The organism is Pseudomonas sp. KB_12 (assembly GCF_052114545.1).
Taxonomy (GTDB): domain Bacteria; phylum Pseudomonadota; class Gammaproteobacteria; order Pseudomonadales; family Pseudomonadaceae; genus Aquipseudomonas; species Aquipseudomonas brassicacearum.
In genome coordinates this window covers 45,471-71,464 of the sequence record NZ_JBFREY010000022.1, presented here as the reverse complement: position 1 = coordinate 71,464, position 25,994 = coordinate 45,471, and the positions used below count along the sequence as shown (strand labels likewise).

The 25,994-nt window shown below is 63.0% G+C and carries 18 protein-coding genes; 7 read left to right on the top strand and 11 right to left on the bottom strand.

Features of this window, described 5'->3' with window-relative positions:
- Positions 1–103: 103 nt before the first annotated feature.
- From AB4Z20_RS18670 to AB4Z20_RS18660, 3 genes are all read right to left on the bottom strand, one after another.
- On the bottom strand, positions 104–4,774 hold the full coding sequence (locus AB4Z20_RS18670; RefSeq protein ID WP_442090381.1) for a dermonecrotic toxin domain-containing protein: 4,671 nt from the start codon (positions 4,772–4,774) through the stop codon (positions 104–106).
- Positions 4,775–4,887: 113 nt separating this feature from the next.
- Positions 4,888–5,613 carry a FadR/GntR family transcriptional regulator gene (locus AB4Z20_RS18665; RefSeq protein ID WP_442090380.1) on the bottom strand — a complete coding sequence of 242 codons (726 nt, stop codon included), beginning with the start codon at positions 5,611–5,613 and terminating at the stop codon, positions 4,888–4,890.
- Between the two features lie 239 nt (positions 5,614–5,852).
- Positions 5,853–7,589, bottom strand: a complete 1,737-nt coding sequence (locus tag AB4Z20_RS18660) for an IlvD/Edd family dehydratase (RefSeq protein WP_024619882.1) — start codon at positions 7,587–7,589, stop codon at positions 5,853–5,855.
- 193 nt (positions 7,590–7,782) lie between these two features.
- Here AB4Z20_RS18660 and AB4Z20_RS18655 point away from each other — a divergent pair, with 193 nt between their 5' ends.
- The 7 genes from AB4Z20_RS18655 (at position 7,783) to AB4Z20_RS18625 (ending at position 14,174) form a co-directional block, all read left to right on the top strand.
- Positions 7,783–9,105 carry an MFS transporter gene (locus tag AB4Z20_RS18655; RefSeq protein WP_442090379.1) on the top strand — a complete coding sequence of 441 codons (1,323 nt, stop codon included), beginning with the start codon at positions 7,783–7,785 and terminating at the stop codon, positions 9,103–9,105.
- Between the two features lie 150 nt (positions 9,106–9,255).
- Positions 9,256–10,248 (top strand): AraD1 family protein, encoded by a 993-nt coding sequence (gene araD1, locus AB4Z20_RS18650; protein ID WP_258688344.1) that lies wholly within the window; start codon positions 9,256–9,258, stop codon positions 10,246–10,248.
- 12 nt (positions 10,249–10,260) lie between these two features.
- On the top strand, positions 10,261–11,841 hold the full coding sequence (locus AB4Z20_RS18645; protein ID WP_442090378.1) for an aldehyde dehydrogenase (NADP(+)): 1,581 nt from the start codon (positions 10,261–10,263) through the stop codon (positions 11,839–11,841).
- 238 nt (positions 11,842–12,079) lie between these two features.
- Positions 12,080–12,376, top strand: coding sequence for a DUF5629 family protein (locus AB4Z20_RS18640; RefSeq protein WP_214512724.1), 297 nt, complete (start codon positions 12,080–12,082; stop codon positions 12,374–12,376).
- Positions 12,363–13,538, top strand: coding sequence for a lactonase family protein (locus tag AB4Z20_RS18635; RefSeq protein WP_442090377.1), 1,176 nt, complete (start codon positions 12,363–12,365; stop codon positions 13,536–13,538). The genes AB4Z20_RS18640 and AB4Z20_RS18635 overlap by 14 nt, the downstream gene beginning before the upstream one ends.
- Positions 13,539–13,694: 156 nt before the next feature.
- Complete coding sequence (locus tag AB4Z20_RS18630; RefSeq protein ID WP_018611529.1) at positions 13,695–13,874, top strand: hypothetical protein; 180 nt, start codon at positions 13,695–13,697, stop codon at positions 13,872–13,874.
- 174 nt (positions 13,875–14,048) lie between these two features.
- The gene (locus tag AB4Z20_RS18625; RefSeq protein ID WP_003180680.1) at positions 14,049–14,174 is read left to right on the top strand and encodes a hypothetical protein; all 126 of its coding nucleotides are present in this window, start codon (positions 14,049–14,051) and stop codon (positions 14,172–14,174) included.
- A gap of 174 nt (positions 14,175–14,348) precedes the next feature.
- Here AB4Z20_RS18625 and AB4Z20_RS18620 read toward each other — a convergent pair whose 3' ends face one another.
- The 8 genes from AB4Z20_RS18620 to AB4Z20_RS18585 form a co-directional block, all read right to left on the bottom strand.
- Positions 14,349–14,951 carry a glutathione S-transferase gene (locus AB4Z20_RS18620; RefSeq protein ID WP_258688343.1) on the bottom strand — a complete coding sequence of 201 codons (603 nt, stop codon included), beginning with the start codon at positions 14,949–14,951 and terminating at the stop codon, positions 14,349–14,351.
- Positions 14,948–18,589, bottom strand: a complete 3,642-nt coding sequence (locus AB4Z20_RS18615) for an AAA family ATPase (protein ID WP_442090376.1) — start codon at positions 18,587–18,589, stop codon at positions 14,948–14,950. The genes AB4Z20_RS18620 and AB4Z20_RS18615 overlap by 4 nt, the downstream gene beginning before the upstream one ends.
- Positions 18,586–19,830 (bottom strand): exonuclease SbcCD subunit D C-terminal domain-containing protein, encoded by a 1,245-nt coding sequence (locus AB4Z20_RS18610; protein WP_442090375.1) that lies wholly within the window; start codon positions 19,828–19,830, stop codon positions 18,586–18,588. The genes AB4Z20_RS18615 and AB4Z20_RS18610 overlap by 4 nt, the downstream gene beginning before the upstream one ends.
- Positions 19,831–20,117: 287 nt before the next feature.
- Positions 20,118–21,755: a BatD family protein gene (locus AB4Z20_RS18605; RefSeq protein WP_442090374.1), complete on the bottom strand. Its 1,638-nt coding sequence runs from the start codon at positions 21,753–21,755 to the stop codon at positions 20,118–20,120.
- Positions 21,752–23,488, bottom strand: a complete 1,737-nt coding sequence (locus AB4Z20_RS18600) for a VWA domain-containing protein (RefSeq protein ID WP_253475571.1) — start codon at positions 23,486–23,488, stop codon at positions 21,752–21,754. Before AB4Z20_RS18600 ends, AB4Z20_RS18605 begins: the two co-directional genes overlap by 4 nt.
- Positions 23,485–24,564, bottom strand: coding sequence for a vWA domain-containing protein (locus AB4Z20_RS18595; protein ID WP_442090373.1), 1,080 nt, complete (start codon positions 24,562–24,564; stop codon positions 23,485–23,487). The genes AB4Z20_RS18600 and AB4Z20_RS18595 overlap by 4 nt, the downstream gene beginning before the upstream one ends.
- Positions 24,557–25,051 (bottom strand): DUF4381 domain-containing protein, encoded by a 495-nt coding sequence (locus tag AB4Z20_RS18590; protein ID WP_442090372.1) that lies wholly within the window; start codon positions 25,049–25,051, stop codon positions 24,557–24,559. The genes AB4Z20_RS18595 and AB4Z20_RS18590 overlap by 8 nt, the downstream gene beginning before the upstream one ends.
- Positions 25,048–25,992: a DUF58 domain-containing protein gene (locus AB4Z20_RS18585; RefSeq protein ID WP_258688325.1), complete on the bottom strand. Its 945-nt coding sequence runs from the start codon at positions 25,990–25,992 to the stop codon at positions 25,048–25,050. Before AB4Z20_RS18585 ends, AB4Z20_RS18590 begins: the two co-directional genes overlap by 4 nt.
- Positions 25,993–25,994 lie beyond the last annotated feature (2 nt).

Genomic DNA, 25,994 nt, shown 5'->3' with positions numbered 1-25,994 from the left:
CTTGGGCGGTCGCTGCGCAACCGAGCGGGAGCAAGCTCCCTCGCCACAATGAATGACCCCGCCTTGGGTGAGCGGCATCACAACCCTTACGCTTGCGTTGTCATCAGGGCGCCAACGGCAAGAACTTGCTCTGCGCCATGAGCTTGCCGATGTTCCCTCGATGCACATTCACCACCGCGTAGGGGCTATCCGCCTTGGCGAGCAGCGAGTGATAGTCTTCCCGGCGTTGTGCCTTGGTTTTCAGGTGGGCGACGCTGTAGTTGGCTTTCGGCGTATCGATTTTTTCGTAGTGAAAATGCGCGTACCAGAGGGGGAAGCCGTCACGGTTGTTGATGGCATATTCCTGGAGGAAGTCCTTGCGGGCTCCTTTCAACGCTTTGCGCTCACTCAGTCGCGCGACTTGTATCAGGTTCTTTTCGAACAGGTACTGGAGGTTGCCGTCGGTGGGCGGCAGGTGCAGGCTCAATTCGACACGCAGGGCGCTGCCCCTGGACGTCAGTCTGGAAATGGCCTCGGTCAACTGCCTGCCCAGCGCTTGATCGGCCGGCGTGCGTGGTGTTTGTGATGCTGAGAAGGCCCTGTCGAGTTCTTCCGAGATCGCGCGGAAGCGACTGGCCTCATTGTTCATGATCTCTTCGATTTCCTGAGGATGACGGCAACGCTTTTTATAGCTTTCAGCGCGGCGAAGACGTTTTTCCAACTCCTCCAGCAGTGTTCGCGCATCGCCCTTGATCGCGTTGACCGATCGGGTCCTGGGGGCTCGAGCCGGTCGGTGTACGTCGACAACGTCCCAGACGTCGTCGTGACGCGAATAGGTGGCCAGCACCTGATCGTCGACTTGGGAGCGCAACTCGACGACTTCAATCGGCAAGGAGGTGCCGGCAGGTTTCAGGTCACCAATCAGAACGCCACTTTTTCGGGTCTTGATCACCTTTTTCTGTGGGCTTCCGGAAGGTGCTTTGGGACGTTTGGGCGCGCGCTTGCGCGGTGTCGGTTCGGGTTTGACTTCTGCCGCCAGTTTGCCGGACGCATCCTGGTACAGGCTGTCAAGCAGCGTGGTCAGCTTCTCGAAATAGACGTCGTTGATATCGTCGGCATAAAGGGTTTTCATGCCCTGCAAGGCGTCGAGGGCTTCGCCATAATGCTCGGTCAGGCTGGTCAGTACCTCAAGCTGCTCAGAGGCGCTCAGGTCGTACAGTTGCAGGTCAGCGTGGGAACGTACTTGCTCGGCCAATGGCTTGACGATGCGATACAGGCTATCGGGCAAGTCGGTTTCCGGGTTTTTGATGGCCAGTATCGGCAGGGCGGCCAACTGCAGGGCCTTGGTGCCTATGACATTCCTTTCATTCTGCGGACGGCCGCGGGTCAGGCGGTCGAACGCTTGGGCCCCCACCGAATCCAGGTTCAATAGCTTCTCCAGGTACTCATCCTTGAGTTGCAGCCAATGGATGGCGCGATCATTGATGTCGTTCATGGCTTCGAGGAACACCACGTAGCCCGGCATGTCGCGAACCACGTCTTCTTCCACAAACGTTCCGAAAAACTGCGGGTGAGCGGTATTGAGGGCCCGTTGATCTATTTCTACCATCAGGAAGGCCTTGCGGGCATTGTTGACGACATTCTCCATCAGCCCGCGGACGCTTGCAGAAGGCAAGCCAATGCCCAGCCTTGCGCGCTCGGGCACGCTGTCCAGCAGTTTCAAATAGATGTCGGTCTGCTCGTTGAGCAGGTCATAAAACACCTTTCGTTTGGGTGCGCGCTGCTCCTCGGTAAAGGCGCTTCCTTCCTCGAGCCGGGTCATCACTTGTTGGGCAATCTCCAGGGATCGTTGCTGTTCGTTTTCCCGGGCGAGGTAATCGTTTATTTCAGCGGTCAGCTCGACAGCTTTCTGGACATTGAGGCGACGCTGGTCAGCCAGGCGCTTGGGCGGTGCACCTCCACGCAGGCGCAAGCGCAGATCCAGGGACCAGTTGCCGTCCAGGTCAGATTGCAGCGCAGGCCCGGTCTGTGTCGGGTCGAGCGGGTCGACAATCGTGGTGCCGTCCGGGTCCGGGTTGACTCGATACAGGCCGTCCTGCATCAACGCGTGCCATTTGTTGCCAATCACGTACAGGCCTTTGAAAGGACCATTTCCAATCGGCTCAGGCAAAGCAGTTGGACGCGTCACCTGCATGCGCCGTATGCGGGTACGTTGTTCCTGCGTCAGGTGGCGGCGAGGGCTGCTGAAACTGAAGTCCAGCGAGCTGCTGGATTGTTCGCCTGGCAAGGCCACGGAGCCCTCCAGAATGCTCGGTAAGTCTGGCGCGGGCCACCGCTGGGCAACCATGCGCGGTGCGGGAGCACGCATTGCCTGGTGCTCGACTGCTACCGGCAAGGAGGCGCGAGCAGGCGCACGGACGGAGGGAAACTGGCTCACCAGCATGGCCAGGTTGACCAGCAAGTCGACGGCGGCCAGTTCCCGCGTCGTCGGATCTTCACTGATCAGCGCCGGGATATCCTGGCTGGCGCTGGCCATCAGGCTCCACAGCCAGACGCTGGCCATGGCCGGGCCACGCAACAAGGGAAACAACAGCGTATTGAACAACAGGCTGCCGCCCTCAAGAAATACCGCCCAGCGGCTTTCGCTGTTGGAGACCGAGTTGCGGTCGGCCTGGGCGATCAAGGCTCGGGCGTTGCAGCCATAGAGGTACTGCAGCAGTTCGCCGTTGTGCAGGTATTGCAGCAGTTCGTCGCTGACACCGTCGATGGCGAGTGTGGCCGGAGCGGGTTTTTCAGGGGCGCTGAATTCGTCGCCCTGGATAAAATGCACGATGTGCGGCTCCAGGAAGCCACCATTGGCATACACCTGGCGCGCGGCATCGGGCATCCAGGTCAGGATGCTGTTTTGCAGGTCCCCGGCAGTGACGACGGCCTGCAACAGGGCCTGGCGTGTCGGAAACTCCAGCAGCGCGGGCGCATACAAAGGGCGATACAAAAGGTGCGGGCCGGTTTTGACGTCCTGCATTTCGACAATGAACATGTTGCCGACGACGTCGGGCCGGGCCTCGGGCTTGCGTAGGAAGGCCAGGTGTCGGATGACTACCTCACGACCGTCGATTTGTCGATCATCGGCGTCGGGCTGCAGGACCGCCTCGATCAGGCGCAACCCTTGGCGGGTCATGCCGTTTTCGTTATTCAGCATGTTTTGTAGCGCTTCCAGCGGTAGCTGCGCCAGGATCTGTTCGGCAAACATCCGCTGATATTCCTGCGCTTGAGGCGTGTCGCTCAACAGTTCCTCTTGCAGGTAGCGAGGGTAGGCCGCACCGATGTCTACCTGTTCGATCAAGCCGCCTTTACGACTAATAAAGTCTGGCGTCAGCCATGCGGGCAATGCCAGGCCCAGGCGATGACTGAGCTTCAGGTGTCCGCTGGGCCGTGCGACGAGGTTGTCGATGGCCAGTCGAGTCAGGCTCATCGTTCTTTTCTCACTGATGCCTACGGTCCCCGGATACCCCGCGGAGACGGTGAAAACCAGCGTCACATCGTCGGGTTGGAACTGGCTGGGGGGAGCCTTGGCCGGGCTGCTGTCATTGGTTTTGCTCATCAGCGTGAGTAAAGCGTCAGTCGTAAAAGTCTTGAGGTCACTGAGAGAGGTTCGTCCTTGATCGCGTTTCTTGACACTGGCCAGCGCCAGGCTGTAGCGCTGGAACCTTGTTTGATCGGCCAGGGACGCCTGTTTCAACCATTCGGGCAGTAGCGGCTCGAGTCGTGTCGATGTTTCAGGCGTGAGGCGTGGCGCGTCGCGCAGATAGCGGGCCGGGTCGCTTAGCTCGTTGTAGAGCGTCTTGAGGTCTTGCAGGCCAATCCGGGAGGGCAATTGCACCGCCTTAAGGTCGGCCAATTGCTGCTCCAATATCAAGGCGGCCTGGGTGTCGAAGGCATTGCCGCCGATCTCGTAGCGTTGGCAGGTGACGGTGTCGACAATGTAGCGGCTGGCGATCCGTTCGCCCCAGTCGCGATTGAAGGCGTCCATCGAAGCGAAGGACTGCACGGCGCTGCCGGGGCTGCAAAGCAGAATGATGAGCCCGTAGCGTGTGTAATGAAGCAGGAGGATCTCGTTGCTGGGCAGTACGGTGCTGGAGGTGCCCTGGGTGAGGGTGCTTTCCAGGCTGTAGGCGTAGACGGCGGGGGTATTGCGGCTGAAGCGTTGCTTACGGTCCGGCCAACGGACGATCTGGTCCAGGGTCTCGCGTGCTGGTTCCGTGAGGCCTGGCTGTTGCAGCCCACGGATATGCAGCAGGTTTTTGAGGGTGTCGCTGAGCCATTGCCAGCGGCTGGTATGGGTGTCGGTTTGGGCGTGGGTGCTGATGTCGGTGTTCCAATAGCGGGTCAGCGCATCCTCCAGCCCGATCGGTAGGGTCCAGGGCAGTTCAAGCAACAGCTTTTTGATGACCTGCATGTCCAACTTTTCATCGCCTGACCAAAGGCGGTGTGGGACCGAGTCGGAAAGATAACAGTCAAGATGACCCCGCGAACTGAAATCCACGGGTGTGTCGAGGGCCAGGTAGTCGAGCACGAGGGGCATGAAGGGTTGGAAGTTCCAGGCGCGGGCGGCTGCATTCGGCGTTGCCAATTGGGTCTTGGAGAGGTCGATGGTCAGCGAGGGGTATTTTGCCGTGATGGCTTGTTCAAGCATTTGTTGCGCGACCTGCTCGAAGGTCGGGCGGCTGGCGAATTGCTGGCTGATGTTTTGTGCAAGCGCAGAGGGGGTGTCGGCCGGTGTGGGCGAGGTCATAAGAAGTCCTTTTCCTGAACTCATGGCCGTCGGGATGACGGCGAGAGTCAAGTGTCGGGATTTCCTTCCTCTGCGGGCGGTATATAGATACCACCCGTTGGGCCAGCGTTATGTCAGGCCTGGTCGTGATCGTTGCCCAGCACTACATTCAGCGCGCTGCGGGCATCGTCAAGTTGCACCAGCGTGGCATGGCGGGCGCCGAGGGCGTCGCGGTTCTCGATGGCAGTGAGGATCGCCTTGTGGCGCGGCATCGCCAGTTCATGCAGGTTGGGCCGCTGGTTGGAATGCTTGAGCGCCTCGGCGATGGCCACCGACAACATGTTGCAGAGGTTGGCGAGCAGGTCGTTGTGGGTGGCGTCGGCGATGCGGCTGTGGAAGTCCAGGTCCGGTTGCAGCACGGCCTCGGGGGTCGGTGCCGCTTCCATGCGCTGGTAGGCCTCGCGGATGGACGCGATGTCGGCCTCGTTGGCGAACTGTGCGGCGAGGGCGGCGGCCGCCGGCTCGATGATGCTGCGCACGCTGGTCAGCAGGTTGAAGAACTCATTCTGCGGGCTGCTCTGCATCAGCCAATGCAGCACATCCGGATCGAGCATGTGCCACTCCCGCCGGGCCTTGACCACCGTGCCCACGCGCGGTCGCGAATACACAAGACCCTTGGCGACCAGCACCCGCGTGGCTTCACGCAGCACCGGACGGCTGACCGCGTACTCTTCGCACAACAAGGCTTCAGCGGGCAGTTTGTCGTCCGGCTTGAAGCGCCCGGAAACGATCTGCATGCCCAGTTCCTGGACGATGCGCGCGTGCATGCTTTTGCGGTCGGAAGGTTTACGGTAATCCATGGGGCGCGGCGCGATCCTGTGCGAGGGGAGTGCTGCGCATGATAGCAGGCGCGGCGATGGCGGGTCGCTAGTGCGATTTTTGATTTAGATACAGACCCATTGTGGGAGTGAGCTTTTGTGGGCGCTGAGCTTGCTCGCGATGAGGCCCTTCCAGTCAACATCTCTGTTGTCTGTTACACCGCTATCGCGAGCAAGCTCAGCTCCCACAAAAGCTTTCACCTACAGGGGGAGACTTGGGATCAGTGGGAGTGGCGTGGCACCTCGGCGCCGCGGCAGCCGACCAGGAAGTCGAAGTCGCAGCCCTGGTCCGCTTGCAGCACGTGCTCGATGTACAACTGGCGATAACCGCCCACCAACAGGTTCTGCGGTGGCGGCAGGTCGGCCAGGCGCGCGGCGAGTTCTGCGTCCGGGATGTCCAGATGCAGGCGGCCGCTGGCGCAATCGAGTTCGATCCAGTCGCCTTCCTTCACCGCTGCCAGAGGTCCGCCGGCGGCGGCTTCCGGTGCCACGTGCAGCACCACCGTGCCGTAGGCGGTGCCGCTCATGCGTGCGTCGGAAATCCGCACCATGTCCGTCACGCCCTGGGCCAACAGCTTGGCGGGCAAGCCCATGTTGCCGACTTCGGCCATGCCTGGATAACCCTTCGGCCCGCAGTTTTTCATCACCAGGATCGAGTTGGCGTCCACGTCCAGTTCCGGGTCGTTGATCCGTGCCTTGTACTCGTCGAAGTTCTCGAACACTACCGCGCGACCGCGATGCTGCATCAGTTCGGCGGTGGCGGCGGACGGCTTGAGTACCGCGCCCAGTGGCGCCAGGTTACCGCGCAGCACACAGATACCGCCGTCGGCGCGGATCGGGTTGTCCAGGGTACGGATGACTTCGTCCTGGCCGTAGATCGGTGCGTCCTTGGTGTTCTCGCCGAGGCTCTTGCCGTTGACGGTCAAGGCGTTCGGATGGGGAATCAGGTTGGCTTCGCCGAGGCGACGCAGCACGGCGGGCAGGCCGCCGGCGTAGTAGAACTCTTCCATCAAGAAGCGTCCGGATGGCTGCAGGTCGACGATGGTCGGCATGCCGCGACCGATGCGGGTCCAGTCGTCCAGGTCCAGTTGCACGCCAATGCGCCCGGCGATGGCCTTGAGGTGGATCACCGCGTTGGTCGAACCGCCGATGGCCGCATTGACGCGGATGGCGTTTTCGAAAGCTTCCTTGGTCAGGATCTTCGACAGTTTCAGGTCTTCACGGACCATTTCCACGGCGCGCATGCCGGACATATGGGCCAGCACATAACGCCGTGCGTCCACGGCTGGAATCGCCGCGTTGTGGGGCAGGGACGTACCGAGGGCTTCTGCCATGCAGGCCATGGTCGAGGCGGTGCCCATGGTGTTGCAGGTGCCGGCCGAGCGGGACATGCCGCCCTCGGCCGCGAGGAAATCGTCGATGGTGATGGTGCCGGCCTTGACCTGTTCGCTCAATTGCCAGACCACCGTGCCGGAGCCAATGTCCTGGCCTTTGTGCTTACCGTTGAGCATCGGCCCGCCGGTGACGACGATGGCCGGTACGTCACAACTGGCGGCGCCCATCAGCAGGGCGGGGGTGGTCTTGTCGCAACCGGTGAGCAGCACCACGCCGTCAATCGGGTTGCCGCGAATCGCCTCTTCCACGTCCATGCTCGCCAGGTTGCGGGTCAGCATGGCGGTGGGGCGCAGGTTCGATTCGCCGTTGGAGAACACCGGGAATTCCACCGGGAAGCCCCCGGCCTCGATCACACCGCGCTTGACGTGTTCGGCGATCTGCCGGAAGTGCGCGTTGCACGGCGTCAGCTCCGACCAGGTGTTGCAGATGCCGATGATCGGCTTGCCATGGAACTGATGGTCGGCGATGCCCTGATTTTTCATCCAGCTGCGGTACATGAAGCCGTTCTTGTCGGCGGTGCCAAACCATTGGGCCGAGCGCAGGGAGGGTTTCTTATCAGACATGATCGATTCTCTTATTGTATGACTATATTGTTCTAGCTGAAGCGTAACATAAGCGCAATTTGTGCGGTTTGGAAGTGTTGTTGGGTAAATAGTATTACTATATAGTCCGATTCAATGGAGGGATTGTCCTGGCGGTCATTCGCGAGAGAAATCCCCCGAGGTTCCATAACAACAACAATCGGAGACCGGTCCCATGAGCCAGGAATTGCGGCTTATACGTCGCATCACGCTGAAACTGATTCCCTTCCTGATCCTGCTGTACCTGATCGCCTACGTGGACCGCTCTGCGGTGGGCTTTGCCAAGCTGCACATGGGTGCCGACCTGGGCATCGGCGACGCCGCCTACGGCCTGGGTGCAGGGCTGTTTTTCATCGGTTATTTCCTGCTGGAGATCCCCAGCAACCTGATGCTGGAACGCTTCGGTGCCCGGCGCTGGTTCGCCCGGATCATGATCACCTGGGGCGCCATCACCATCGGCATGGCGTTCGTACAAGGCCCGCATAGCTTCTATGTGATGCGCTTTCTGCTCGGTGCGGCCGAAGCCGGGTTCTTCCCGGGCGTGCTGTACTACATCACTCAGTGGTTCCCGGTGCGCCATCGCGGCAAGATCCTGGGCCTGTTCATTCTTTCCCAGCCCATCGCGATGATGATCACCGGCCCCGTGTCCGGTGGCTTGCTGGGCATGGACGGCATCCTTGGCCTGCACGGCTGGCAGTGGCTGTTCATCGTCATCGGCCTGCCGGCGGTGCTGTTGACCTGGCCGGTGCTGCGTTACTTGCCGGACGGCCCGCAACAAGTGAAATGGATGGACCAGGCCGAGAAGGATTGGCTGACCAGTGAACTGAAAAAAGACCTGCAGGAATACGGCCAGACCCGCCACGGCAATCCGCTGCATGCCCTCAAGGATAAGCGTGTCTTGCTGCTGGCGCTGTTCTACCTGCCGGTGACCTTGAGCATCTACGGCCTGGGCCTGTGGTTGCCGACGCTGATCAAGCAGTTCGGCGGCAGTGACCTGGTGACTGGCTTCGTGTCGTCGGTGCCGTACATCTTCGGCATCATCGGTTTGCTGATCATTCCCCGCAGCTCCGACCGCTTGAACGACCGCTACGGTCATCTGGCCGTGTTGTACGTGCTGGGCGCCATCGGCCTGTTCCTCAGCGCCTGGTTGTCGGTGCCGGTGTTGCAATTGGCGGCGCTGTGCCTGGTGGCGTTCGCGCTGTTTTCCTGCACGGCGGTGTTCTGGACCTTGCCGGGGCGTTTCTTTGCCGGCGCCAGTGCGGCGGCGGGCATTGCGTTGATCAACTCGGTGGGCAACCTGGGCGGCTACATCGGCCCGTTCGTGATCGGTGCGCTGAAGGAGTACACCGGCAACCTGGCCTCGGGGCTGTATTTCCTGTCGTGTGTGATGGTGTTCGGCCTGGTATTGACCGGCGTGGTCTATCGCCTGCTGGAGCGCAAGCATGTGCTGCCAGTGGACCAGTTCGCGGCCAGCGCCCGCGGGGCGACGCGTACCTGAGGTCACTGCAATCAACTGTGGGAGCGAGCTTGCTCGCGATGGCGGTCTGACAGTCGACATCATGGGTAAATGTAAGGCCGCTATCGCGAGCAAGCTCGCTCCCACAAGGGACCGGCGTTGTATTTAAGTTATGTTTGCAAGGAGAAAGATATGCGTTTAGTTCAGTTCGAATTGCCAAACGGCGAACGCCGCGTCGGTGTAGTCGAGGGCGATCAGGTGCGCGAAGTGCAGGGCGCTCGCACCGTGCGCGACCTGGCGCTGGCGGCCATCGAAGCGGGCGTGAAGCTTGAGCAACAGGTCAATAGCCTGGGCCTGGGGGCGAGCCATGACTACGCCCGGTTGCTCGGTGACCTGCGCATCCTGCCGCCGCTGGACCACCCGGACCCGGCGCACCTGTTGGTCAGCGGCACCGGCCTGACCCACCTGGGCAGCGCCTCGGCCCGGGACAAGATGCACCAGCAGGCCGGTGACGAAGCGGCCATGACCGACACCATGCGCATCTTCAAGTGGGGCGTGGAGGGCGGCAAGCCCCAGGCCGGGCAGGCTGGTGTGCAACCGGAATGGTTCTACAAGGGCGACGGCAGCATTGTGGTCCGCCCGGGCCATCCGTTCCCGCTGCCGCCCTTTGCCGAAGACGCTGGCGAAGAGCCGGAAATCAGCGGCCTGTACGTCATCGGTCACGACGGCAAGCCTTATCGCCTGGGCTTTGCCGTGGGCAACGAGTTTTCCGACCACGTGATGGAGCGCAAGAATTACCTGTACCTGGCCCATTCGAAATTGCGCAGTTGCAGTTTTGGCCCGGAACTTCGCGTGGGTGAACTGCCTCAACATCTGTCCGGGACCAGTCGTATCCTGCGCAACGGCGAAGTGCTGTGGCAGAACGAATTCCTCAGCGGCGAGGCGAACATGTGCCACAGCCTCGAAAACCTGGAATTCCACCACTTCAAGTACAGTCAGTTCCTGCGCCCAGGGGATGTCCACGTTCACTTCTTCGGCACCGCGACCCTGTCGTTCGCCGATGGCATCCGCACGCAGCCGGGGGATGTGTTCGAAATTAGCCAGGCTGAATTCGGCGCGCCGCTGGTCAACGGCATTGCCCCGGTGGACGCGGTGTTCAACCCGGGTACTATCGGCACACTTTAAAGGAGACTTGCGATGAACCAGATCCTTGGCCACAACTACATCGGCGGTGCGCGCAGCGCCGCCGGCCAGACTCGCCTGCAGAGCGTCGACGCCAGCACCGGCGAAGCCTTGCCCCATGACTTCGTCCAGGCCACGGCCGAAGAAGTCGACGCCGCCGCCAAGGCTGCCGCGGCGGCTTATCCTGCCTACCGCAGCCTGAGTGCGGTGCGCCGGGCCGAGTTCCTCGAGGCCATTGCCGATGAGCTGGACGCCTTGGGCGATGCGTTCGTGGCCGTGGTCTGCCGTGAAACCGCGCTGCCGGCGGCACGGATCCAGGGCGAGCGCGGTCGTACCAGCGGCCAGATGCGCCTGTTTGCCAAGGTCCTGCGCCGGGGTGATTTCTACGGTGCGCGCATCGACCGAGCGTTGCCTGAGCGCACGCCGTTGCCCCGTCCGGACCTGCGTCAATACCGCATTGGCCTTGGGCCAGTGGCGGTGTTTGGCGCCAGTAACTTCCCCCTGGCATTTTCCACCGCCGGGGGCGACACGGCGTCGGCCCTGGCGGCCGGTTGCCCGGTGGTGTTCAAGGCCCACAGTGGCCACATGGCGACCGCCGAGTACGTGGCCGATGCGATCATCCGCGCGGCTGAAAAGACCGCGATGCCGGCGGGTGTGTTCAACATGATCTACGGTGGTGGCGTTGGCGAATGGCTGGTCAAGCATCCGGCGATCCAGGCCGTGGGTTTCACCGGCTCCCTCAAGGGCGGGCGTGCCCTGTGCGACATGGCGGCCGCACGGCCGCAGCCGATCCCGGTGTTCGCCGAGATGTCGAGCATCAACCCGGTGATCGTGTTGCCCCAAGCCCTGGAAACCCGCGCCGAGAGCGTCGCGCGCGACCTGACCGCCTCGGTGGTGCAGGGCTGCGGTCAGTTCTGTACCAACCCTGGCCTGGTGATCGGCATTCGTTCGCCGCAGTTCACCGCCTTCACCCAGCAGGTAGCCGCGCTGATCGGCGACCAGGCGCCCCAGACCATGCTCAACGCCGGCACGCTGCAAAGCTACGGCAAGGGCCTGCAGAAGTTGCTGGCTCACCCGGGCATCGAGCATTTGGCCGGGCGCGAGCAGCAGGGCAACCAGGCCCAGCCGCAGTTGTTCAAGGCTGACGCCAGCCTGCTGATCAACGGTGACGAGGCGCTGCAGGAAGAAGTGTTCGGCCCGACCACGGTGTTTGTCGAAGTCGCGGACCAGGCGCAACTGACCGCCGCGCTGAACGGCCTGCACGGTCAACTGACGGCAACGATGATCGGCGAGCCGGCGGACTTCGAACGGTTCAGCGAACTGACGCCGCTGCTGGAGCAGAAGGTCGGCCGCATCCTGCTCAACGGTTATCCGACCGGGGTGGAGGTGTGTGATTCGATGGTGCACGGCGGGCCTTACCCGGCGACGTCCGATGCCCGTGGTACGTCGGTGGGCACCCTGGCGATCGATCGTTTCCTGCGTCCGGTGTGCTTCCAGAACTACCCGGACAGCCTGTTGCCCGAGCCGCTGAAAAATGCCAACCCGCTGGGGATCCTGCGGTTGGTGGATGGCGTGCCGGGGCGCGAGGCGCTCTGAGGGTTGCGGTGAGGCCGTTATATTCAAGTTGAATGTGCTGGCCTCATCGCGAGCAAGCTCGCTCCCACAGGGGGGCTTTGGTGAATACAAAATTCGTGTTCGCTGGAAATCCAACTGTGGGAGCGAGCTTGCTCGCGATGGCGATCTTCCCATCGAAACCGCTTTCGAACCTTATGGCCCAAGGCCCACGCCCACATTGGGTTATCATGACGACTTTCCCAATGAACGACTGATCGCCATGACTGCCGTAACCGACACCCTGCTGCACGCCCTCGAATCCTGCGACATGCTGATTATCGATGGGCTGCACGCGTTCGATTTTTCTCTCGACGAGCAGGACCAGTTGCACGTCGAGTGCATGAACGGCCGCACCCTCGAGCACTGGCGCTTCACGCCAGCGCAGATGCAGGCCGCGATATTCGACAAAACCCTGAACCACTGGATCATCACCAGCGATTCGGGCGACCACCACTTGGAGTGCGTGGAAGCTACCAGCGGCCACGACGATGAGGACGACGAAGATGAAAATGCGTAGTCTCTGGCCGTTGCTGATGGCTGGCAGCCTGGGCGCCATGGGCGTCCAGGCAGGCACCGATGAACGCCATCAACTGCTGGTGGGTTCCTACACCGCCGGCCAGAGCGAGGGCATTTACCGGATGCAATTCGACAGCCGCACCGGCCAGCTCGATGCCAACCCGTTGCAAGTGATCAAGACAGACAACCCGTCGTGGCTGACCCTTTCCAAGGACATGACCCGGCTGTTCGTGGTCAACGAAAACGGGCCGGGCCAGAAAGACCCGGTGGGCAAGGTCAGCAGCTACGCCATTGACCCGAAGACCCATGAACTGAGCCTGATCAATCAGGTGCAGTCCCTGGGCAACGAGCCGACCCATTCCAGCCTCAGCGGTGATGGCCGGCATCTGCTGGTCAGCAACTACTCGGTGGTGGAAGACCCGGGCGGCACGCTGGCGGTATTGCCGGTGGGCGCCGATGGCAAGCTGGCACCGGTGGTGCAGTTGAGCAGTCATCAGCCGAGCAAGGTCAGCCCCGAGCGGCAGATGTCGGCCCATGTGCACGCCGCAGTGCCGTCGCCCGATGGCAAGTACGTGTTCGCCAACGACCTGGGGGCGGACAAGGTGTTCATCTACCGCTACGACCCCAAGGCCAATCCAGAGCTGCCGTTGACCGCTGCCGACCCAGCCTTCGTGCAGTTGCCACCCGGCAGCGGCCCGCGTCACCTGTTGTTCAGCGCTGATGGCAAGCACGCCTGGCTGACCATGGAAATGAGCGCGCAAGTGGCGGTGTTCGACTATCAGGACGGTCGATTGACCCAGCGCCAACTGGTCGACCTGGCTGCCGGCAAGCCACAACCGGGCAGGGCGGCGGCTGCGCTGCATGCGTCCCGGGATGGCAAGTTCCTCTACGTCAGTAACCGTGGCACCACCAACGAAGTGCTGGTGTTCGCTATCGACCCGGCCACTGGCACGCTCAAAGAGCTGCAGCGGCGCTCGGTCGAAGGCGATCATCCACGGGAATTCAGCCTCGACCCGAGCGGGAAATTCCTGCTGATTGCCAACCAGAAGAGCAACCAGATCGTGGTGCTCGAGCGCGATCCGAAGACCGGCCTGCTGGGTAAAACCGTGCAGAAAATGCCGATGGATGCGCCCAGCGATTTGAAGTTCATCGTCCGTCAATAGACCGCAGGCCCCGTTTTTCGGGGCCTGCGCCGTTGTATCAACGAGACTGATATTCGCAAGTGATGCAAAGCATTTCAACGCAGGACGCCTCGGCGCGTAAGTTTGCTTCACGGCCCAACCGGGCAAGTCAGCCAACTGAATCCGAGGTCTACCGCCATGAATCTGAATCTCTTCTCCGTGATCGCCGCTTCCGCCATCTCTGCCACCGTGGCGCTGCCCGCCAGTGCCAGCATCGAGATCAGCGACAAGAAAAATCGCACCCAGAGCTACACCGAGAAATACCTGCAACAAAGCGCCAACTTCTATGCGGCGTTGGACCACAAGACCCAACACTGAAATATCGCGCAACGACCGAAGCCTGCGATCTTTTCATCTTCACTGACCCTAAGGTGCAAGAGAAAAGATCGCAGGCTTCGCCGTTTCCAGAGAAATCCTGCTGTAATATCACTTGGCCATGTGTTTAAATTTGACGCTGACAAATTGACTCCTTTGCCGATAAGGATCGACACCATGGCGATGCGTCTGGCAGTGATGCTGCTGTTTCTCTATTCCACCCCGATTGTCTCCGCGGCCCAGCCGGATTCCGGCGAGTTGGAAGTGGCGCGTGAGCGATTATTGAGTTTGTTGAGTGACTGATCGAGTCGTGCGCTCAACAGTGGGGTGGCATGATTGCCTTTGTGGCGAGGGAGCTTGCTCCCGCTCGATTGCGCAGCAATCGCAGAAAGGGGGCCGCTGCGCGGCCCAGCGGGAGCAAGCTCCCTCGCCACAAAAGCGCCTTTGGTTACAAAAGGGCGCTCGCCGGGCAAATGGTTACTTGGCCATGATCGCCACGAACAGCTCGCCATCCAGAAACCTCTGCAACCAGTCCTGTAGCCGAGGGTAGGGCGCCTGGGCAAACCAGTCGCGGTCGACATGGGCGAACTGGCGTATGAAGGGCATCACCGCCACGTCGGCCATGCTCGGGTGATGCGCCGCCAGAAACGCCCGGGTTTCAAGCAAGGCCTCCAGCCTGCGCAGAAAGCTTTCACCCTCGCTACGGTAATGTTCCTTCGGGTACTCGGGATGGCGCTCGGGGTATTTGTAGCGATTCAAGTGCAGCTTGAACACCTGGTCGTTTTCCTCGATCAACGCCGCCGCCAGCGCCTGGCCTTCGGGGTCGTCCCGTAGCCTCCAGTCTTGCGGATCGTGCTGGGCCAAGGCCCAGTTCATGATCTCCAGGCTTTCATCGATCACCTGGCCATCGACCTGCAGCACCGGCACCGTGCCTTTGCTGGAGAGTGCGAGCATCTCGGCTGGCTTGGCCTTCAGGCTGACTTCGACAATCGCCACCTCGACCGCGCTGTAGCGCAAGGCCATGCGCGCCCGCATCGCGTAGGGACAGCGGCGGAAGGAATAGAGCGTGGCGTGGCTCATTTCACCTCCACTGTGCTCAAGCCGTTGCCCTGGCGACGCACCTGGATCTGCACCGGAATCCGCTCGTGCATTTCCTGCACGTGGGAAATCACCGCGACCTTGCGGCCCTGGGCCTGCAAGCCGTCGAGGGCGTCCATCGCCAGTTGCAGTGATTCGGGATCGAGGCTGCCGAAGCCTTCGTCGATGAACAGCGATTCAATCTTCAGTGTGCTGGACGCCATCGAGGCCAGGCCCAATGCCAAGGCGAGGGAGACCAGGAAGGTTTCGCCGCCGGACAACGAATGCACCGAGCGCAGTTCATCGCCCATTTCCGTGTCCATCACCAGCAGCCCGAGCATGCTGCCGCCACGCTTGAGCCTATAGCGGCGCACCAGTTGCCGCAGTTGGGCATTGGCGTGATGCACCAGCAAGTCGAGGTTGTAGGCCTGGGCCAGCTTGCGGAAGCGGTCGCCAGTGGCCGAACCGATCAGGGCATCGAGGCGTGCCCAGCGCTGGTATTCGGCGTAGGCCTGTTCGATCTGCTGGGCCAGGGCCTGGTTGGCGTTCTGCCGGCGCTGGTCCTCGGCCTGTTCGGCGCGCAGTTCGGCACAGTGCTGTTCGCTGGCGGCGAATTGGCCTTGCAGTTCGGTGAGGGCTTGGGCGAGCTGCTCGGGCGCCAGGTTGCCGTTGTGTTGGGCCTGATGGTTTTGCAGGCGCTGCTCGCGTTCGGTGAGCAGGACGCGGGCTTGTTCGATGGCTTTTTCGCTATTGAGCAAACGCTGGCGCAACTGGCTGACGTGGTGGTCGTCCAGGCCGAGCAGGGCCACGAGGGCGGCATCGTCCAGTTCCGGATGGGTGGTTCGCCATTGCGCGATACCGGCGGCCAGCGCCTGGCGTTCGAGGTCCAGGGATTGCGCCTGTTCCTGTCGGGCCTTGAGTTCGGCGGCCAGTTGCACCAGGTCGTTGCGCAATTGCTGCAACTGCTGATTGGCCGTCGCCTCGGCATCCCGCGTCTGTTCCAGGCGCTGGTCGAGTTGTTGCTGCCACTGTTCGGCGCTGGTGTGCTCGCCGAGCAGTTGCGTGAGTTTCTCCTGGCAGGCCTGTTGTTGCTCGCTCAGGGCGCTGAATTGCAGGCGGGCCGCTTCCAGTTGCTGGAGGCGGGTCTGCTGGCGGTCCTGCTCTTTCTCCAGGGTCTGCTGGCGCTGGAGCTGTTCGCCCAGCTCGTCGCGCTGCTGTTCCAATTGCTCCAGGCGCTGGGCGATCTGCTGGTCGAGCTGCAAGAAGGTTGCGGCGGGTTCGCTGCGCAAGGCCTGCAGGGTGTCAGCGGGTAGCAGGGTGCTGAAGTGGCTCAGTTCCTCGTCCAGGCGCTGGCGGTCGCGGGACAGTTCCTGCTGCTGGTTGCCCAGGTGCTGTGATGCCTGTTGGCTGGCTGCCTCGGCTTCACGCAGTCGCTGTGCCATGCGCGCGGCGTCCTGCTGCAGGGTCAGCAGGGCGGTTTGCCGCTGTTCGTCCTGGCTGATGCGCAGGGTCAGTTGGCTGTTCTGCTGGGTCAGCCAGGCGTCGCGCTTGTTCGCATCCTGGGCCAGCAGTTGCGCCGACAACGGGTGGGCTTCAAGGCTGGGCGCCAGGCTCTGTTGCTGGCTGGCGAGCTGTTCCTGCTGCTGTTTGAGTTCCTTGAGCTGGGCGATGACCCCGCTGTATTGCGCCCGCAGGTCGATGACTTTTTCATTGAGCAGGTCGACGGCCTGGCGGGCGTTGGCCTCTTCGGTTTCATCAAAGCGCCCGAGGTTTTCCAGCAGGGCTTCGGGCTGATGATAAGGATGCTCGACACTGCCACACACGGGGCAGGGCTGTTCATCCTGCAACTGTGCGCGCAGTTGCTCGACACTTTCGCTACGGGCCAGGCGCTGGCGCTCCAGCAGCTCGCGGGTGACGGTCAGCGTCTGCTCGGCAATGGTCAGTTCGGCCTTGGCTTCGCCGCCTTCGCGCACCAGCCGGTCACGTTCCTGCAACGCTCGTTGCTGGCGTTGTTCAAGTTCGGCGCCACGTTTGTCCAGCTCTTGCTGACTGGCCCATAGCCGGGTCAGGTCTTCGAATGCACGCAATTGCTTGCGGTTGTCTTGCAGCAGGGTGCCGAGCAACTGGATCTGTTCGGCGACTGCCTCCGGTTCGGCGCCGGCTTCCTTGTACAGCACTTCGAGGTCTTGCCGGCGGCTGGCCAGTTCCTCGGCGGCGCGGGTGGCGCTTTGTTCCAGTGTGGCGAGTTCGGCCTGGCCCTGGTTCAGGCGATTGCCGATCAACATCAGTTGTTGGAGGCGATCGCGATAGGCGTTCCAGGCATCGCTCAGCGGGGCCAGGTGCGTGCTTTGCTCAAGCTCCCCGGCGATGCGCTGCAAGCGCTCTGCCACCTGCCTTTGCTGTTCGAGCAAGGTGTCGATGGTGCGCTGGCCTTCGGTGCAGGCCTGTTGCGCCTGTTCCTGGCGCTCGGCGCCCTGGCTGGCGTCCCTGGCGAGGCGGGCCAGGGTGCTTTGCTCTTCAAAGGCCTGGCGCAGCAACGGCGCGCTGTCGCTGCTGTGTTGCCGGGCCGCAGCCAGCGCCAGTTGCGCGGCGCCCAGACTTTTTTCCAGTTCGGCCTGCTGGTTATGGAGATTGAGCTGCTGCTGGGTAAGCTGCTGGATCTGCGCGGCCAAGGGGTCGAGCTGTCGGCTCAGTTCGGCCTGGCGGATGAACTGATGGCGTTGGGGCGCCAGTTGTTCCAGGCGGACCAGTTTCAGGCGCTCGTCGGCCAGGGCGTTCCAATCGGCCTGGGCCTGTTGCAGCTGTTGGGCGGCGCTGGCGTGTTCATCCTGCAATAGGCCCAGGTCGCGCAGCCAGGTGTGCTGCTGCTCCAGTTGCTTGAGTTGCGCCTGTTGGGCCTTGAGTAATTGCTGGGCGTCGTTGAAACGCTGGTCCAGCTCGGCCCGGGCCTCGGGGGCCAGCGGCGTGACACCGGTGGCCTGGTCCTGCAACTGCCGGTGGCTGTCCTTGGCTTGCTTGGCCTTGTCGAAGGCGCGGCGACCGAGGCGGGTATACAGGGCGGTGTCGGTGAGTTTTTCCAACAGTTCGCTGCGATCGTTGTCATCGGCCTTGAGAAACGCGCTGAACTCGCTCTGGGCCAGCAGCACGGCACGGGTGAACTGTTCGAAGTTCAGGCCCAGGGCCGCTTCGAGCTGGGTCTTGTATTCGCCTTTCTGGCTCGCCAGCAGTTGATCGTTGTCCAGGTCCCGCAGGCTCTGGCGGCTGGCTTGCAACTTGCCGCCGGCCTTTTCCCGGGCGCGATTGGCTTCCCAGCGGGCCCGATAGCGGCGCCCGTCGATGCCGCGAAAATCCACTTCGGCAAAGCCATCGCCGGTGCCGCGGCGCAACAGCGTGCGTGGGTCGCCCGTGGCAATCTCGCCATCGACGTCCGGCACCTTGGCGTCGCGTCCGGTGTTATTGAGGCGCGGCACGGCACCGAACAGCGCCAGGCACAGGGCGTCGAGCAACGTGCTCTTGCCGGCGCCCGTGGGGCCGGTAATGGCGAACAGGCCGGCGCTGGCCAAGGGTTCGGCGGTGAAATCGATTTCAAACGGCCCGGCCAGGGACGCCAGGTTCTTGAGGCGGATCGCGAGGATCTTCATGGCTGCTCGCTCTCCATCTGCACGTCTTGCAACAGCACGGCAAAGTCCTTGAGGGTCTGTTCGTCCACTTCGTTGCCGTAGGTGTCCTGCCAGGCGCGGCTGAACAACTCCTGCGGGCTGAGTTGATCCAGCTCCACCAGTGCGCTGCCATCATCGGCACTGCCGGCGCCGCCGTTGCCGGCGTACTCGGCGCCGATCCGCACCAGGCGTACGGCCTTGCCTTGCAGTGCGGTTTCCACCTGGTGACGCAGGTCCGGCTGCGGTTCATCGAGGCGCACCCGCACTTCCAGCCAGGGTTGGCGCTGGACATCGGCCAGCAGGTCGATGTCAGGCAGGTCCTTGAGTTGCACCAGGAGATCGGCCAGCGGCGCCGGGCCCAGGCGTTGCAGGTTGACGGCGCGTGGGATCAGGCGCGGCTCGACCTTGACCAGGGTTTCGCCGTCCAGGGTGATGTCGAGGATCTGATGCTGATAGCCGATCTCCGAAAATGACAGCGGGATCGGCGAACCGCTGTAGCGGATACGCTCTTCACCGTTGACCTTCTGCGGCTTGTGCAAATGGCCGAGGGCGACGTAGCTGATGCTCGGGCCGAACAGGCTGGCGGGCAGGGCCTCGGCGTTGCCGATGATCAGGCTGCGTTCGGAATCCTCGGACACCGAACCGCCGGCCATGTGCGCATGACTGATGGCGATCAGTGCCTGGCCTTTCTTGCGCTTGCTGTTGGCCGCGGCGATCAGCCACTCATGCACCTGGCCGATGCCCCGCAGGTAGTCGTCGCCCAGTTGCGCGCCGGTGACTTCGGCGGGGCGCAGGAACGGCAGGGCCAGGCACCACGCCTTGACCTTGCCTTTGGCATCGGGCAACGGCAACAACAGGCGCTCGACGTCCAGTTGGCCGTCGTCCAGCCACAACACCCGACCCAGGGCGTGAGTGCGCAAGCGTCGCATCAGCGGCGCAGGCAATTCGATACGCGAGCCGGAGTCGTGGTTGCCGGCGATCATCACGATGGTCAGGTTGGCGTTTTGTTCATGGGCGCTGACGATGAAATCGTACAGCCGCTCCTGGGCTTTGACCGGCGGGTTGACGGTGTCGAAGATGTCGCCAGCGATCAGCAGCACGTCGGGCTTTTCGTGGGTCAGTTGACGCAGCAGCCAGTCGAGGAAGCAGGCGTGTTCGAAATCGCGTTCCTGGCCGTGCAGGTTTTGCCCCAGGTGCCAGTCGGAGGTGTGAAACAGACGCAAGGCAAACTCCAGAAAACAGATGATGGCCGCGGTGAAGAGAAGGGCGGCTAAAAGAGGGAGAGTTTACTGGGAAACCGGGGGGAGGACTTGTTCAACTTCGTTGGATCTACTGAGCGGGTCGATACTTAACTGCGGCGAGGGGATTGCTGGGTTCTGTAGGAGCTGGCGAAGCCTGCGATCTCTTGATCTTTGGCTCCGGGCTCAATTGGCACTGGAAAGATCGCAGCCTCGTTGCACTCGGCAGCTCCTACAGGTTTGGCAAGGCTACACAGCAAAAAAACTCCGGGTTATTTGGGGTAAAGCGGCGGCAACCCCGAATCACCCGCCGAGCCCAACCCCGCTTCGGTGGGCGGGATGGTACGGATGGCCCGCCACAGGTCTTCACCCTGCCAATGCTGGCCGGTCTCGCTGTAGAGCGCGCCGTTGAGGCCGTCCAGGGCGTCGGACAGCGGCACGAAACGCGCCGCCATGTCGGCCAGGGTTTCCGGCTGCTGGCGGGCCCAGGCGTCGAGGGCCTGGCGGGTGGCGTGGGGGTCGTTGGCCAGGCAGGTACGTTTGAGATCATCCAGCAGGGTGCGTGGGCTCGGTCCGGTCTGGGTCGAGCGCAGGATCGCCGGTTGCCAGCGGGCGCGCCACCACAAGCCAAAGCCCAGCAGCGTGGTGCAGGCGAGGAGGAAGGTGCTCAGTTGCCAGTACCACAGGGCCTCGCTGTCGACCGTTGTCACGATCTGCGTCGTGCCGGCCGGCGTGTCCACCATCAGGCTTGGATTGTTCGCCACTTGCAGGGTCCGCGCCGGGAGACTGGTGCGGTCCAGGTGGTCTTCCAGGGTGTTCCACCAGACCACTTCCACCGGTGGCAGCTCGATGGTCCCGCTGCGGTTGGGCACCAGGGCCTCGCGGTCTTCGCGGCTGCCCACCAGCCCGCGCTCACTGTTGCGGCTGCTGAGTACCGGTTGGTCCGGGTAACGCCGCAAGCCATTGATCTCCGTGGCCGGCAGCGGTGGCAGCTGGGCGCTGGCCAGGCCTTCGGCTTCCAGGGTCAGGCTGCGGGTCAGGGAATCGCCGACCTGGCTGTGGGTCGGTTCCGGGCTCCAGCTTTCACTCAAGGACAGGCTGCGTGCGGGCAGCCAGGGTACGTCGGCCGGGTAGCTGGCCGGCTTGGGTTTGACGCTTAGCAGCAGTTGCGCAGAGCTTACCCGCTTCAACTGGCCGGGCTTGGGGCCCGAAGGTACGGCGTCCTGGGCCACCGGCTCGACCAGGGTGGCACTGAATGTCTGGGCCGGAATCGTCAGTTCGCCGCTGCGCTGTGGGTAGATGCCGTAGCGCAGTTCAATCACGCCATGGCGGACATCGTTGATGACTTTTTCATAGGTGCGCGATTCGCCCAGTTGCTCGGTGCGGGCATCGGGGATGTGCAGCGGCGTGAGGCTGCTGTCGTCGTACAGCGACACCGAATGGTAGATGCGCAGGGTCAAGATCGCCTGGGCCTGAACATACACTTCGGTCTGGTCGAGGCTGGCCTCGATGAACACCGCCGCCAGGGGCTCCGAGGCGTTGCGGGTTTCGCTTTCGATCACTTGCAGGGTAATCGGCTGGCTGGTCACTTCGCCCAGTTGCAACGGCGGAATGATCACGGTGCCGCTTTGGCGCGGCAACAGGGTCACGATCCAGCGGGTGGTGGCGCGGTTCTCACCGTCAAGGGTCGTCAACTGGTTGACCTGACGGGTACCGCGCACATCGAACAAGGCCTGGAGCGGGCCGAGGTCCGGTTTGCCGAACAAGGTGGCGTCGTTGGATTCCAGGGTCAGTTCCACCGTTTCCCCGGAGTTCAGGCGGCTGCGGTCCACACTGGCAGTCAGCTGTGCAGCCTGGGTTCCAGAGGCCCAGAGCAGCAACACGAGGAAGTAGGCGGTGAAGCGGGTCATTGGGTTTTTTCCTGGGCCTGATGGCTTTGCTGTTCATACCAGAATTTACGCCTGAGCAGCTCCCCTGGATTATCCGGGATCTGGCGCAGCCATTGTTCCAGTGCCTGGCGCTGTTCTTCTTCATTGCGCTGACCTGCGGCAGGACGCAGCGGCGGGGTGGTGGTCTGCTCATCGGGCAGTTCGCTGCCTGGTACATCCTGGGCGGTAGGCGGTTGTGCCGTCCGCGGGGGCTGGGACTCGTCCGCTGTCGCGCTTGCCTCGGCGGATGGCTGGCCCGGTTCGGAAGACTGGGTGGGTGAGTCGCTATCCGGCGATTGCTCGGCGGGGTCCGGTTCCTTGTTTTCGGCAGGCTTGGGTTCTTCCGGTACGGGGGCCGGCTCTTTCAACAAGCTTTCCACCAGGGCCTTGTTGGTCTGGGCGGGGCGCAGGTCGGGTTGCAACTCCAGGGCCTGCTCATAGGCATCCAGCGCGGCTTCCAGTTCGCCGCTCCTGGCCAGGGCATTGCCACGATTGTAGTGCGCGCGGGCGTCGTTGCCTTCGGCGAAGCGCTGGGCAGCTTCGCTGTATTGGCCGGCTTCGTACAGGGCGACGCCTTGCCACTGGCTGTCCTCAAAATGGGTGGCTGCCTCGGCGGGACGCTTCTGCTTGAGCAAGTGCTGGCCCTGTTGGTCGGCCCGCAACCACAGGTCCTGGAATTCGAAGGCGTGGCCGGTTTGCGGCAACACGAACAGCAGCGGCAGGCAAAACAGCCAGCCTCGCCGCCCGGCGCAGGCGGCCAGCAGCAACAGGGGCAGGAGTAGCCAATAGCCCTGGTCGGCCCAGGTGTCCAGGCGCAAGGTTTGTCCGTCGCTGCGCAGATGGCGAGGGCCGTCCAACAGGCCCAGGCCGCGCAGGTCGCTGTCGTCCAGGCGCGCCGGCCGGTAGCGGCCGTCCAGCTTGTTGGCAAAGGCCTTGAGGCCCGGGCTGTCCAGGCGTGGCAGCAGGATCGAACCCTGCGCATCCTTGAGGTAACTGCCATCTTCCTGGGGCACCGGGGCGCCTTCGCGGGTACCAATGCCGAGCATCAGCCATTGCGTGGCGGAACCGTCCAGGGCCTGGCGAATGCCTTGGCGTTCCTGCTCGTTCAGCGTCGAACCGATCAGCAGGATCCGGCCATGGCCCAGTTCGCCCTGGTCCAACAAGGCCAGCGCCTTGCGGACCGCCAGGTCGGCACGATGGCCGCTCTGCGGCATGATCGATGGCGCAAGGGCTTCGAGCAGGTTGGCGCTGGTGGACAGGTCGTCGGACAGCGGCACCAGCGTATGGGCGCTGCCGGCATAGACGATGATCGCGGTCTGGGCGTCGCTGCGGTTCTGCAACAGGTCCAGTACTTTGCGCCGGGACTGTTCCAGGCGCGTGGGCGAGACGTCGGTGGCGAGCATTTCCGGGGTGAGTTCCATCACCACCACCAGCGGGTCGGCGGGTTTCTGGCTGGCCTGTTCGACCCGCGCCCAACTCGGCCCCAGCAACGCCAGCACGATCAACAGCCAACCCAGGCCCAGGGCAATCCATGGCAGCCGGCTTTCACGGCCACTGCCGCCACTGAGCAACACGGCATGAAAGGCGGGAGGCAGGATCATCTGCCAGCGACCTACGCGTTTCTGCCGGTGCCACAGTTGCCAGAGCAACCAGCCCAGCAGAGGCAGCAGCAACACGAACCAGGGGCGTAGCCAGTGTGGCCAGAGGGCGATCATCGACGCCTCCGCAAGCGCAGGCGCTTGAGCCGCTGGCGCCACTCGGTGTGTTGGGCCGGCTGGAACAGCGGCTGGTTGAACAGGCGCTGCAACGGATTGTCCGGCCAGCGCGCCCGGGCCACCAGCAACATGCTCAACAGCAGCGCAACGGCCAGGGGCCAGTGATACAGCGCCAGGGCAGGACGGGCCTGGGTCGGTTGCTGGGTCACCGGTTCGAGCTGGTCGAGTGTGGTCTTGATCGCCAGTAATTGCGCGCCGTCCTGGGCACGAAAATACTGGCCGCCGGTGGCTTGGGCGATTTCCTTGAGTGTCGGTTCGTCCAGGTCCAGGCTCGGGTTGACGCCGAGCAAACCCGTGGTGCCGCTTTGTTCCGGGTCGGCACCGATGCCGATCGGGTAGATTTTCACGCCTTCGTCGGCGGCCAGTCGCGCGGCGGTGAGGGGGTCGATTTCGCCGCCATTGTTGGCGCCGTCGGTGACCAGGATCAACACGCGGCTGTGGGCCGGCCGCTGGCGCAGGCGCTTGAGAGCCAGGCCGATGGCGTCGCCGATGGCCGTATTCTTGCCGGCGATGCCAATACGCGCCTCATCGAGCCAATGGCGCACGGTGCGGCGGTCGAAGGTCAGCGGTGCCTGCAGATAAGCCTGGCTGCCGAACAGGATCAGGCCGACCCGGTCACCTTCGCGGTCTTCGAGAAAGTCCCCGAGCATGTGCTGGACCAGCGCAAGGCGACTGACCTCTTCGTCTTTCCATTGCATGTCGGGAAAGTCCATGGAACCCGAGACATCCACCGCCACCAGCAGGTCGCGGCCGCTGGCGGCAATGGGTAATGGCTCGCCCAACCAATGCGGCCGGGCCGCGGCGATCAGCAACAGCAGCCAGAGCAGGATGAAGGGCGCCTGTTGCCGCCAGGTTGGCAGATTGGCCCGGGCTCGCCGGCCCACCACGCCTTCCAGGTCCCCGAGGAAACTGACCTTGAGCGCCGGCTCGCCGCTGTCGGCGGCCGGTAGCACCAGGCGCATCAGCCAGGGCAGCGGCAACAGGGCAAAAACCCACGGCCAGGCGAACTCAAACATGTTTGCGAATCCAGATTTCGACCGCCTGGGTCAGGCCGGCGATGGCTTTGTCATCGAGCTTGCATTCGGGTTTGTAGGCGCCTTCCACCAGCACCATCCAGCGGGTCAGGCCGGCTGCCGGGCAGCGGTTGTCCAGGAAAGCCAGCCATTTGCGCCCGTTGAGGGTGTGGCTCTGGCTGTAGGGGTAATGGTTGCGACACAGGCGCTTGAGCAACCCGTTGAGCTGCTGCAGCCAGGCCCCGGCCGGTGCTCCATCGTAGGGTTTGGACAGCAGGGCGAGTTCGGCCAGCGCGGCCAATCGCACCGGGTCCAGGGGTTGTTCGACACGGGCGTCGGTGCGCTTGGCGGGAATGAACCGGCGCAACTGCCACAGGCCCAGGCCCAGCAAGGGGATCAAAACCAGCAGCAACCACCAGCCCGGCGCGGGAGGCCAGAAACCGATAGGGGGCGGCGCTATCAGCGGCTGCAATTGATCCAGGTTGCTCATCGACTTTTCCCGGCCCGCTTGGGGTTCAGGTATTCGCGCAGTTGCTCGACCATGTCGCCCTGGGTGCTCAGAGGCATCATCAGGATCCGCAGCTTCTGCGCCAGTATTTCCCAGCGCTCCTGGCGTGCTTCGGCCTGTGCGCGATAGGCCTGGCGCAGTTCGAAGTTCAAGGTGTCGAGCTCCAACTGTGAGTCGCGCTGGGTGAAGCGCAGCAGGCCGGCGGCGGGCAGGGCGTGATCCAGCGGGTCCGACAGCGGCAGCAGCAACAGGTCGCAATGGCGCGACAGCAGGCTCAACTGCTGTTCGGCGCTGTCGGACAACGCGCGCTCGTCGCAAATCACGATCACCAAGCTGCCGGGCCGTAGCACTTCCCTGGCCCGGCGCAGGGCGATGCCGAACGAGTCGCGATCCGGCTCGGCCTCGGTGTGCAGTGACTGATTGACCCGCACCAGCCGGTTGAGCAATTGCAACAGGCTCTGTTTGCTGCGTCGCGGCTTGACCTCGTAATGGGTGTTATTGCCGAACACCAGGCCGCCGACCCGGTCGTTGTGCCCCAGCGCGGCCCAGCCGATGAGGCTGGCGGCCTGAGCGGCGAGCACCGACTTGAACATCAGCCCCGAACCGAAGAACAGCCGGTGGCTTTGCTCGATCATGATGAAGATAGGCCGCTCGCGTTCTTCGTGGAACAGTTTGGTGTGGGGCTCCTGGGTCCGGGCGGTGACGCGCCAGTCAATGGTGCGCACATCGTCGCCGGCCTGATAGACCCGCACCTGGTCGAAATCGACCCCGCGTCCGCGCAGCTTGGAGTGGTGCAGGCCGATCAGCGGACTGCGCTGTCCCGGTGTCGAGAACAACTGCACCTCGCGCACACGATGGCGCATCTCGATCAGCTCCGAAAGGCTGACGCGGATGCCCGGTGCGGGCGCCAGTGGGTTATTCATGA